Genomic DNA, 11,811 nt, shown 5'->3' on the forward strand with positions numbered 1-11,811 from the left:
AAAAAAAAATGGGAGGAATTAATAATGAAGGTATTATTCGTATGTTCAGGTGGAATGTCAAGTGCAATCGTTGTAAGCGCTTTAAAAAAGGAAGGCGAAAAACAAGGCGTGAACATTGAAGTGTTAGCAGTGGGCTCTCAAGAATTCGATGCAGAGGTCCGGAACGGCTGGGATGTTGCCATGGTGGCACCTCAGGTCAAGCATCGTTTTGACGGCTTCAAGGCATCCGCCGATGATGCGGGAGTGCCATGTGAAGCGATACCTGCCCAAGCTTACAGCCCGCTTGGCGGCCCTAAGCTCTTAAAGCTAGTAACCGAACTAGTAAAATAATCAATCACCAAAAAGCTTCTTATCTATCATAAGTAAAAGGGGAAAACAACCATGGACAAGTTTGTAGCGTTTTTAGAAAATAATCTTTCAACACCGATGGCTAAACTGTCTGAGCAAAAACATTTACGGGCAATTCGGGATGGAGTGGTTTCTGCATTGCCATTCATCATCTTTGGGAGTTTGTTTTTAATCATCGCTTTCCCGCCTGTCGCAGCAGACTCGGCAATAGGTGAATGGTCTGCAAAGCACATAGCAGAAATTTTAATTCCATATCGGTTAACGATGTTCATCATGACGCTTTATATTACATTTGGTATAGGCTACAGTTTATCCCAAAGCTATAAACTTGATCCGCTATCAGGAGGCCTGCTCTCATTGGCTGCCTTCTTGTTCACAATCGGTGTAAAAACGATGGATGACGTGGGGTTTGTGCTGCCCATGACAAATCTCGGTGGCCATGGTCTATTTGTGGGAATGCTTGTATCCATTTTCGCAGTTGAAGTTTTACGGCTATGCAAGACGAAAAACATCACCATTAAAATGCCGGATTCGGTTCCAACATCCGTGGCCCGTTCCTTTGAAGCGTTAATACCGGTTTCGATCGTACTGCTAGTGATGACGTTCATTACCGTCGTGTTTGCAGTCGATTTACATTCCCTTGTCGATAAAGCGGTTGCACCGCTAATCAGTGCAGGTGACACTTTGCCAGGTGTATTGATTCCAGTGTTTTTGATTACTTTCTTCTGGTCGTTTGGCATTCATGGCGTGTCTGTTGTGGGCGCCGTTGCTCGCCCGGTTTGGGAAGTGTATTTAGCGAATAACTCGGCAGCGGTTGCAGCGGGATCAACAATACCGCATGTAGCGCCTGAAACATTCTTCCAATGGTTTATTTGGATTGGTGGCTCTGGTGCAACACTCGGCCTGGTCATTGCAATGCTGTTAACGGCAAAATCGACCTATAGCAAAGCGATGGGGAAAGCAACGATCGTTCCAAGCATCTTTAACATCAATGAACCAGTCATATTTGGGATGCCGATTGTACTAAATCCGATCTTGATCATTCCATTCATCATAACTCCATTGATTGGTGCGACACTTGCCTATATAGCAACGTCCATAGGGCTGGTCAACCCTACATATGTAATGGTGCCTTGGACATTGCCAGCTCCGATAGGCGCCTATCTTTCAACAGGCGGTGATTGGAGAGCGATCATTCTTGTCCTGGTCAATCTATCAATCTCTGTAATTGTTTATCTGCCATTCTTTAAAATGTACGATAAAAAACTCTTGGCTCAAGAAAATACGGTAGAAACAACAGATAGCAAAAATATCGCTTTATAAGTGAGAGCAAAAAAGGGAGTTTGGAACGGAATGCTCCAAACTCCCTTTAATTAGGATGGAGAAGGTGGAGTACGATGAATACGACAAAAAAAATTCACTTTTTCAGTTACAAAAGTGCATTTATCTTTTTCAGTTTCATTCTTGTTTTTAATTTTATCTTTAACGCATTGATGGATGCCCTCGGAATGGATAAGCAATTATCACTGTACTTAGGAAATACATGTGCGATCAGTGCAGGATTGACGATTGTCATATGTTTGGTTGAAGGTAAGTTTAAAAACAAGAAACAGGCGTCACTCTTATTCTTGTCTTTATTGGCAGTCAGCGCCGTTGTATGTCATGCAATCATCTATGCATAAAAGTAGAAAGTGGTGAGGGGTAAATGAAAGTGTCAAAAGGGTTGAAGGTAGCCACGATTGGAGGCGGATCCAGTTATACACCTGAATTAATAGAAGGTTTCATTAAACGTTTTGATGAGCTGCCGATTAAAGAACTTTGGTTAGTGGACATCGAAGCTGGAAAGGAAAAGCTGGAGATCGTTGGGACGTTGGCAAGGAGGATGGTCAAAAAGGCGGGCGTACCCATGGAGATCCATTTAACATTGGACAGGCGTCAAGCATTGCAAAATGCGAATTTTGTCACTACGCAGATGAGAGTCGGTTTACTGGAGGCACGAGTCAAAGATGAGCGCATCCCATTGGAACTGGGATTGATAGGGCAGGAAACGAATGGAGCTGGCGGTTTGTTTAAGGGTTTGCGAACGATACCCGTTCTCCTTGAAATCGCCGAAGAAATGCAGGAGCTGTGTCCGGATGCATGGCTAATTAACTTCACGAACCCAGCCGGAATGGTGACGGAAGCACTTCTCCGCTACAGCAGCCATAAAAAAGTCATCGGGGTATGCAATGTGCCATTTAATATGCATATGTCAATTTCAAAAATGATGGGTGTTGATAGGGAGAGAGTACATATAGACTTCGCGGGACTGAACCATATGGTATTTGGGGTTCATGTATACATTGATGATCGGGAAGTGACCGATGAGGTGCTCGAAATGCTCGCTAATCCGGAAATTCAGCTGACGATGAAGAATATTGCCCCGCTTCCTTGGAACAGGAGGTTCTTGAAATCATTAGGCGTAGTTCCTTGCCCATACCATCGCTATTATTACAAAACAAAAACGATTTTAGAAGAAGAGTTGGCAGCGTTCAAATCAGGGCAAACCCGGGCTGAAATTGTGAAAACATTGGAAGAGGGCCTTTTTGATCTATACAAGGATGAGACCCTTGCCGTCAAGCCTCCACAGTTGGAGCAACGTGGCGGGGCTTACTATAGCGATGCTGCGTGTAATGTCATTTCGTCCATTTATAATGATAAAAAGGACATTCAAGTTTTGAATGTCCAAAACAAGGGCGCCCTCGCCGAAATTGATTTCGATTCAGCTGTGGAGGTTAGCTGTATCGTCACTAAAAATGGCCCAATCCCCCTCACAATGGGAAAACTGCCTGTCCCAATACTCGGCTTGATTCAGCAAATTAAATCATTCGAAAGAATAGGAGCAGAAGCAGCTGTTACGGGCTCCTATGACAGAGCGTTGCTCGCATTGACCATTAATCCGCTGATTCCCAGTGATGACCTGGCTGAAGAGGTTCTGCAAAAACTGTTGAAAGCACATGAGGAATACTTACCACAATTCTTCCAAGAAAATGCTTTGGCGGACAGACAGGGATAAATCCAATCATCATCTGAATATTTTTCATGAAAACATACCGATCATACTTTAACATAAATAGGAGTGTAGAAATATGTCAACTGAACTGAACAATAACGAAATGGAAATCTTTGAAATCATCTCACATAGTGGAAATGCAAGAGGACTGGCCTTTGAAGCATTGACGGAAGCGGAAGAATTCAATTTTGAAAAAGCGGAAGAGCTAATAAAACAAGGTCAGGAAGAATTGAATTTGGCTCATAAGACACAAACCAAATTAATTCAAGCCGAATTGAATGGTGTTCCCAGTGAAAAGACTTTGTTGATGATCCACGCGCAGGATCATTTAATGACGGCGATGAGCGAGCAAAAACTGATTGAACATATGATCCGGATCATCAAAAAATTAGCGCCGCAACAGTAATAAAGAAAGAGGTGAGACAAATGGGCAAACTAGGTATTTCCATCTATCCAGAACATTCAACCGTTGCAAAAGATATCGAGTACATTGCTATTGCACATAAGTACGGTTTCAAAAAGATCTTTACATGCCTGCTTTCAGTCGAAGGTGATAAAGAGAAGGTCATGAACGAATTCAAAGAAACGATTGTATTTGCCAATCAATTGAATATGGAAGTGATGGTCGATATTGCGCCGCGTGTCTTCGGGACTCTAGGGATTTCTTATGACGATCTTTCATTTTTTGCAGAGCTGGGTGCATATGGAATTAGGCTGGATATGGGCTTTACAGGTAATGAAGAGTCGATCATGACACATAATCCATATGGTATGAAAATTGAAATAAACATGAGCAATGCAACGAATTATTTAGAAAATATCATGAATTATAAACCGAAAAAAGAAAATTTGATCGGATCACACAACTTTTATCCTCATCGCTATGCAGGATTGAGCTACCCTCATTTTGTGAAATGCTGTGAATCTTTCAAAAAGCATAATATCCGCACATCAGCCTTCATAAACTCAAAGGCGGCGACTTACGGGCCTTGGCCCATAACAGAGGGATTGTGTACATTGGAAATGCACCGGGAATTAGCCATTACCACTCAAGCGAAGCACTTGTTTGCAACCGGATTGATAGATGACGTGATCATTGCAAATGCCTATGCATCGGAAGCGGAATTGCAACAGCTTAGCATGCTGGATCGTGGATTGTTGACATTAAATGTAAATCTCCATGAAACCATAACGGATTTAGAGAAAAAAATCGTCCTGGAAGAATTTCACTTTTACCGTGGGGATGTGTCCGATTATCTTATCCGTTCGACTCAATCACGCGTCAAGTATAAGAATGAAGAGTTTAAGCCAACCTACACGCCTGATATTAAACGCGGTGACCTTTTAATTGAAAATGAGCTCTACGGACAATATAAAGGTGAATTGCAAATTGCGTTGAAAGATATGAAGAACTCAGGCAAAACGAACGTAGTTGGCCGTATCGCAGACGAGGAAGTTTTCCTGCTTGATCATTTGGAGCCATGGGGTAAATTCCAATTCAATTCAAATTAGTGGTTTAAAGGTGAAAAGGGAAGGAACAGTAAACATTCCTCCCTTTTTTTTATGAATAGGAGAATGATATGAACTATATTATCGGTGTTGATGGCGGCGGCACTAAAACAGAAGCAGTTGCCTATGGAGTAGCGGGGAATAAAATTAGCGAAGGCAAAGCCGGCTATGGTAATTTGCTCATAAATGAAGAACATGCGATAGCGAACATCATCCAGGCCATTGAACAATGCAAGGCACCGATTGAAAATGGAAAATGCCTTTACATCTGTTTAGGATTAGCTGGATATGGCGGGGTGAAAAACCCACAAGGAATAAAAAGTGCATTAACGAAGGCGTTCAATATCCCTTTTACGATCGTTAATGATGGAATTATCGCCCATGCTGCCTTATTGAAAGGAAAAGATGGGGTTTTGACGATTTCAGGAACAGGAGCTGTAAGTATCGGAACCCATGATGGTGCCGTGGAGCAGGCTGGGGGCTGGGGACATCTCCTTGGGGACGAAGGCAGTGGCTATTGGATTGCGATGAAGGCATTCATCAATATGACAAAAGAAGATGACGAAGGCCTGGAGCAGAGCCAATTAACTGGAGCGCTTCTGTCAAAACTGGGCTCTCAACGTGTAGGGGATTTGAAAAAATTCATCTATTCCGCGACGAAGGCCGATATTGCCGCATTTGTTCCATTGATTGTCGAACAAGCAGAGGCAGGAGATGAGATTTCAGAGAAAATACTTATTCAGGCAGGATATCACCTTGCAAAGAATGCCCTCGATGTTTGCAGGAAGTTAAATGTTGGAGAGAATGTTACAATTGCAATGAAAGGCAGCATCCTGACCCAAGTCCGATTGGTTCAAAGCTCCTTTATCGAACATATCCAACTTGAAAAACCAGATGTGAGTTTTATCGTGGATGAAGTATCATCAACGTTGGGTTGTTATTACATAGCGGTGAAGCATATAAGTTAAGACAAGGTCGAGGGAGCAATGATATGCACGTTGAAAATATTTTACTGAGAATTGAAAGTCTACTGAATCTATTGCCTAAATCAGAAAGAAAAATCGCCCAATATATTTTAGATAACCCTGCGGAAACCATAAGGATGACCATACATGAATTAGCTGCACATGCCGAGGCCAGCAGTTCGGCTGTGACAAGATTTTGCCGTTCCATAAAAGTGAACAGTTTTTCGGAATTGAAGGTATCTTTATCATCTCTTATTTCGCAACCGGAAAAAAAAGGATTTCATGACATAGAACCTGACGAAACGATCGCCTCCATCAAGGACAAGATCGTTTCCAACTCTGTCCAGGCCATTCAAGAAACCGCACATTATTTGGATGAAGACGTCCTTGATCAAATCGTCGAAACCATGAAGGTGGCCGATGTCATTTATGTTTATGGCCTGGGGGCTTCATGGCTGATAGCGGAGGACATCAGCCAGAAATGGTTACGGCTCGGAAAAATCGTAAGTGCTAATCAAGATCCTCACATTACGGCAACAGCACTTGCTGCGGCATCCAAAAATACCGTTTTTTTCTGTATTTCCAATAGCGGTGAAACGGAAGAAATCCTCCAGCTTGTTGATATCGCTAAAGCATATGGGATCAAAACGATCGGCTTATCACGATTGGGCAACAATGGGTTGACCAAAAAAGTCGATATGCCATTACATCATGTACGGGCACCGGAAGCTAAATTTCGAAGTGCTGCAACAAGCTCGCTGTTCGCACAATTGTTAACGGTGAGTATTATTTTCTATGCGTACGTTTCAAAATATTATAATGAAAATAAAAACGGGATTGAGCGTTCGAGGGAATCTGTATTGAAATTCACCAAAAGAAATCAGGAAACGCCAGAAAAGTGAAGGTAAACCTGCAAGAAAGATGTATCGTATGCTCGGGATTTGATAGGAAGAAACTGTTTTCTTCGATAATACAGAAGATTCCAGGTAGGATATTTTGGCAAACCTACATCACCTTGAAAGGATGTTGTATCCTATATGATCGATAAGAATTCGCCGCTTCCAATATACCATCAACTTGAAGAAGTGATTAAAAATGCAATTCAAACCCAACGATTACTGCCTGGCGAGATGATTCCTTCTGAACGGGAATACACGGAAAAATATGAAATAAGCAGGATGACGGTAAGACAAGCCATAACCAATCTTGTGAACGAAGGATATTTATATAGGAAGCGGGGAGTAGGCACATTCGTTGCCCACCAAAAAATCGAGCAGCCCCTGCAAGGATTAACAAGCTTTTCCGAAGATATGCAGTCTAGGGGGCATGAGCCGAGTACACGTGTTATCCGGCTATCGGAGGTCCATGCTGATCGGGATCTTGCTGCCAAACTTGAGGTGGAGGCGGGAACGCCAATTCTTGAGCTGAAACGGGTAAGGCTGGCTGATCAATTGCCGATGGCTTATGAAACGGTTTATCTTTCAAAGGCGCTTTCACGGGGATTGACGGAGGAAATGGCCCTTACCTCCATTTATGGCTATGTAGAAAAAACGTTTGGCCTGAAAATTCAGTATGGAAGGCAATCCATTGAGGCCTCCATCGCACAAAAAATCGAGGCAGAGATGCTTGGGGTAGCCGTAGGGGACCCGGTATTGCGAATTGAACGAATAAGCAGGCTGGATACGAACAAACCGTTTGAAGTTGCCCATTCTGTTTACCGCGCAGATCGCTATAAGCTGACAATTGATATGGAGAGGTCATCGTAAGGGGACATTCCTTATTCAAGGATAATCACTTTTCCGTCCGCAACTATTCAATCACCCTAAATCCAATCAATTAAGGTGATTGATAGGAGAAGATCATGCCTCACGTACTGTTCGACTCGTTTCGATCAAAGCGCTACTTTACATTCATTCTTTTACTTTTTACATATTGTGAATATTTCGCATCCGCCTTTTTTTGAAAGAGAGCAATATTCTTGCCGGACCATGTATCCGCCCGCGGATTTTCCGATCGTGTTTGGTAATAGGCTTTCATTTTTTGGTCATAGCTTTCTGTAAATTCTCGCTGCTCTTCTGCATCGCTGTTGTATCGATTTTCAAAATAAACGGCCTGTATCGGTAAACGAGGCTTAATTTCCGGTTTCTGGTCCGGGATGCCGATTGCCATTCCAAACAAAGGAATGACATGGGAAGGTAGGTTCAATAGCTTGTCTATTTCCGGTAAATTCTTCGCGATGGCACCGATATAGACGACTCCCAGTCCCATTGATTCTGCTGCGAGAGCGGCATTTTGAGCGGCTAACGATGCATCTATCGTCGCTATCTGATAGAACTGTGTACTTTCGAGCATGTCTTGCATGTTTTGTTTTTCCTCTTCAGAGGCCATGACCGTCAATCTATGTAAATCGGCACAAAATATTAGGAAGTGGCCATTGTTTTCAACATAGGTTAAGCCAGTGATCGTTCCGAGTTCTTTTTTTAATAGTGGGTTGGTTATCCCGATAATCGAATATGTTTGCATGAATCTGGAAGAAGGGGCCATTTGTGCTGCTTCTATGATGGTCTTCATTTGTTCTTTTGTCATGGCTTCATCCTTGAACTGGCGTATGGAGCGATGGCTCATTATCGTGTCAATGACTGGATTCATTAAGGCTACATCTCCTAATGGGCATTGGTATTTTTGTTTCCTGGAAACTATAATACCAATGCCTTAAATGGTTGTCAATATTGTTTCTCGGAAACAATGTGGGTTAGCTATGTCTTGATATATCGGTTAAATAAAATTAAGATAAGTATTCAAAGGAGGTCTTTTTTTTATGAATGATTCTTCACAGAAAAAGATTATGGATTCTTTTATTAAATTAATGGAAAGAGAATCAGAGAATGACGAAGAAAAACAATGGTTAATGCAAAAAAGCAGTCATGATACCATCACCGACATGATAAAAGGAATGACGACCCTGATGCTGCATGTCCTCGATGGCATCGGTCGTTTTGAGCCCGTCAATGGGATAACGATTTCAAGACAGCTGAATATCCCTAAAGGCAGTGTTTCAAAAATCACCCGGAGGCTAATGGCTAAAAAATTGATCAGGGCAGAATTTCTCCCCAACAATAAAAAAGAAGTGCTTTACCATACAACAATGCTGGGTCAAGAGCTTTTCAATCTCCATCAAGAATTACATAAGGAAATGGAAAAGAACTTTGGCCAATTTTTACAAAAGTACAGCGAAAGCGAGCTGCTTGTAATCTCCGCTTTTCTTCAGGATCTTGCCGGTACAACATTCGTAACCTTAGAGAAATAACCCTGAAAAACGGGAGGACTTATTCCCCGGCCTTTGTAATGGATACGAAGGCTTTTTTGCGTTTTCATCGATTATGAATATAACAACCTAGTATCCATTGTTTTCAATTCCTGGATATGGTATATTGGTCCGGAACTTATTAAAGTTATTTAATAAGTGTGTAAAAGGGGGTGATGAACCAAATGGATGAGCTAGTATTTAAGCCAAAATCGGTCCTTCATGGCATTCGTGCTGCTCTATTAGAACATGGAAGTGCTACAAAGGTTGAGCTCAGCGAAAAATTGGGAATCAGTTTCCCGACCATAAGTAAATTTCTGCGGCAGATGGAGAAGGATGGAGAACTGATTTTGACAGGTCTCGATGACTCCAGTGGCGGACGAAGAGCAAAAAGATATACATACAATCCGGAGTATAAGTTGGGTTTGGCCTTATTTATGGAGGAACATGAAACGAATTATGTGGTCTTTAATTGTTTCGGGGAAGTGAAGGAGCAGGGGAGAACGGCACCTGCCTTAATGGATGGTGCATTTCGCTTCTTGACCAAGGACATAGAAGACCTCATGGATCACTATCCGCAGGTCAGCTCCATGGCAATCGGTGTACCCGGTTCCGTAGAGAATGGACGGATTTTTTTCATTCCAGGCTACGAGCATATTCAGGATTTTGATTTAAAAGGGTATTTTGAAGCTCATTTTTCCATACCGGTAGTCGTGGAGAACGATATGAATGCTGCAGTACTTGGCTATCACAATAACAGGAAAATCAAGCACAATCATTCTCTTATTTATTTATATTCCGGTCAAAATGGTCCAGGCGCAGGAATCATGATCAACGGGGGCGTGGTTCGAGGGAGCACTTATTTTTCGGGAGAGGTTTCCTTTGTCCCTCAGTATGATGACCGAAACTTTCTGCAAGCTTTGGCAAAAGGAAAGCAGACACGGAAGAAGGCCATTCGTGAGGAATATGAAATCGATGCGATCAGCAGACTGGTGGCTTCTTTTACAGCCATCATCAATCCGAAAACCATCATTTTTTGCAATGATGAGGTGGACGAATCAATATTGGAACAGATTGCAGGAAGAAGCTCGACGTATATCCCGGAAAAACATCTTCCTGAGCTTGTAGCAAGTAATTGGAAACAAGACTATTTATACGGCTTACAAGTCCTTGGCCTTGATTTGATGATTGCTGAAAAAAGTAGTTAAAAAGAGAAACAAATGGAACGTGAATAAATGAACGGGAGGCGAATTCTACTATGGCTACATTTTTTTTAGTCATCATCTATTTGGCTTTTATCAGCCTTGGTTTACCTGATTCATTGTTAGGAGTCGCTTGGCCTGTGATGAGTGCGGAATATGGTGCTCCGCTTGAGACGGCTGGCTGGCTTTTTATGACGATAGCAGCCGGTACCATCATTTCCAGTTTAGTCAGTGGTGTCGTCCTTAAGCGGTTTGGAACCGGCCAAGTCACATTTGTCAGCTGCTTACTGACTGCCGGGAGCCTGCTAGGTTTTCATTATGCTCCATCGGTTGTCTGGCTGGTCATATTCGCCATACCATTGGGGATAGGCGCAGGGTCTGTTGATGCTGGATTGAACAATTACGTTGCTACGCATTACAAAGCGCACCACATGAGTTGGCTGCATTGCTTTTGGGGAGTCGGGGCCACTCTTGGTCCCATCATTATGGCCCAGTCCATTTCAGGGGGGAATTCCTGGAGAAGCGGGTATCTTGCAATTGCCGGCATTCAGTTCGCATTGGTCATCATCCTTTTCTTCACCTTGCCTTTATGGAATAAAATCGCAAAAAACAGCGCTGCCGCGTCTTCGGAAAAGAAGGACGAACCGGCTGGTGCCTTGCTTGAAGAAGATGCTATACAAACAAAACCTTTGCGAATTAAAGGCGTGAAGCTTGCTCTGGTTTCCTTTTTGTTTTATTGCGGGGCCGAAGCAACAATAGGTCTTTGGGGAAGCAGCTTCCTCGTGAATGTAAAGGAATTGCCTGTTGATGTAGCGGCAAAATGGGTTTCCTTATATTATGCAGGAATAACGATCGGACGGTTCATTACAGGCTTCATTACATTAAAAGTCAGAAATCGCACGCTGATTCGAGTCGGTCAAGTGACAGCCTTGTTAGGAACAGCACTTTTATTATTACCCTTGCCGCCAGGCTTCTTGCTAGCGGGGTTCATCATGGTCGGATTAGGCTTCGCTCCGATATTCCCATGCATGCTGCATGAAACGCCAGCGCGATTTGGAAAGGAACATTCCCAGACCATCATGGGCTTTCAAATGGCCATGGCCTATACTGGCAGCATGTCCATGCCTCCTCTTCTTGGATTCTTCGCATCTCACACATCAATCGGGATTTTTCCGTTTTTCATTGCCTTTTTAGTGGCAGCGATGTTCTTGGGATCGGAAAAATTAAATGATTTATTAAAAAAAAGGCGATCCGTACAGGGTGAACATTCGAATTCCATGACACTGTAAACAGGAACGGGCTTGTTAAAGAGATTAAACAGAGGAGTCTTTGAATTGAGATAATATGGTTAAATGATAACGATTCATATACAGGCGATCCTTACTAAAAAACACAGAACCTAATGGAATTTTTCATTCCCCATCGGAAAAC

The 11,811-nt window shown here is 42.7% G+C and carries 13 protein-coding genes; 12 read left to right on the forward strand and 1 reads right to left on the reverse strand.

Annotated features, from left to right (window positions below):
• Window positions 1-24: 24 nt before the first annotated feature.
• The 9 genes from CVN76_RS12455 (at window position 25) to CVN76_RS12495 (ending at window position 7,640) form a co-directional block, all read left to right on the forward strand.
• A complete protein-coding gene (locus tag CVN76_RS12455; protein ID WP_100531492.1) occupies window positions 25-330 on the forward strand; it encodes a PTS sugar transporter subunit IIB in 306 nt (101 codons plus the stop codon).
• Window positions 331-381: 51 nt separating this feature from the next.
• Window positions 382-1,671: a PTS sugar transporter subunit IIC gene (locus CVN76_RS12460; protein WP_061144185.1), complete on the forward strand. Its 1,290-nt coding sequence runs from the start codon at window positions 382-384 to the stop codon at window positions 1,669-1,671.
• A gap of 74 nt (window positions 1,672-1,745) precedes the next feature.
• Window positions 1,746-2,030 (forward strand): hypothetical protein, encoded by a 285-nt coding sequence (locus tag CVN76_RS12465; RefSeq protein WP_100531493.1) that lies wholly within the window; start codon window positions 1,746-1,748, stop codon window positions 2,028-2,030.
• Between the two features lie 23 nt (window positions 2,031-2,053).
• Window positions 2,054-3,403, forward strand: coding sequence for a 6-phospho-beta-glucosidase (locus tag CVN76_RS12470; RefSeq protein ID WP_100531494.1), 1,350 nt, complete (start codon window positions 2,054-2,056; stop codon window positions 3,401-3,403).
• A 73-nt stretch (window positions 3,404-3,476) separates the two neighbouring features.
• Entirely contained in the window at window positions 3,477-3,806 is a 330-nt protein-coding gene (locus CVN76_RS12475; protein WP_100531495.1) for a PTS lactose/cellobiose transporter subunit IIA, read from the forward strand.
• A gap of 20 nt (window positions 3,807-3,826) precedes the next feature.
• Entirely contained in the window at window positions 3,827-4,912 is a 1,086-nt protein-coding gene (locus CVN76_RS12480) for a DUF871 domain-containing protein (RefSeq protein ID WP_100531496.1), read from the forward strand.
• Window positions 4,913-4,980: 68 nt separating this feature from the next.
• On the forward strand, window positions 4,981-5,877 hold the full coding sequence (locus CVN76_RS12485) for an N-acetylglucosamine kinase (protein WP_100531497.1): 897 nt from the start codon (window positions 4,981-4,983) through the stop codon (window positions 5,875-5,877).
• Between the two features lie 23 nt (window positions 5,878-5,900).
• Window positions 5,901-6,776, forward strand: coding sequence for a MurR/RpiR family transcriptional regulator (locus tag CVN76_RS12490; protein WP_100531498.1), 876 nt, complete (start codon window positions 5,901-5,903; stop codon window positions 6,774-6,776).
• Between the two features lie 135 nt (window positions 6,777-6,911).
• The gene (locus CVN76_RS12495; RefSeq protein WP_100531499.1) at window positions 6,912-7,640 is read left to right on the forward strand and encodes a GntR family transcriptional regulator; all 729 of its coding nucleotides are present in this window, start codon (window positions 6,912-6,914) and stop codon (window positions 7,638-7,640) included.
• 133 nt (window positions 7,641-7,773) lie between these two features.
• On the opposite strand, the gene nfsA is transcribed toward CVN76_RS12495, so the two are convergent.
• Window positions 7,774-8,523, reverse strand: a complete 750-nt coding sequence (nfsA, locus tag CVN76_RS12500) for an oxygen-insensitive NADPH nitroreductase (protein WP_100531500.1) — start codon at window positions 8,521-8,523, stop codon at window positions 7,774-7,776.
• A 169-nt stretch (window positions 8,524-8,692) separates the two neighbouring features.
• Here nfsA and CVN76_RS12505 point away from each other — a divergent pair, with 169 nt between their 5' ends.
• From CVN76_RS12505 to CVN76_RS12515, 3 genes are all read left to right on the forward strand, one after another.
• On the forward strand, window positions 8,693-9,181 hold the full coding sequence (locus CVN76_RS12505; protein ID WP_100531501.1) for a MarR family transcriptional regulator: 489 nt from the start codon (window positions 8,693-8,695) through the stop codon (window positions 9,179-9,181).
• A 182-nt stretch (window positions 9,182-9,363) separates the two neighbouring features.
• Window positions 9,364-10,386, forward strand: coding sequence for an ROK family transcriptional regulator (locus CVN76_RS12510; RefSeq protein ID WP_100531502.1), 1,023 nt, complete (start codon window positions 9,364-9,366; stop codon window positions 10,384-10,386).
• 50 nt (window positions 10,387-10,436) lie between these two features.
• A complete protein-coding gene (locus CVN76_RS12515; protein ID WP_100531503.1) occupies window positions 10,437-11,669 on the forward strand; it encodes an MFS transporter in 1,233 nt (410 codons plus the stop codon).
• Window positions 11,670-11,811 lie beyond the last annotated feature (142 nt).

This window comes from Bacillus sp. mrc49, assembly GCF_002803435.1.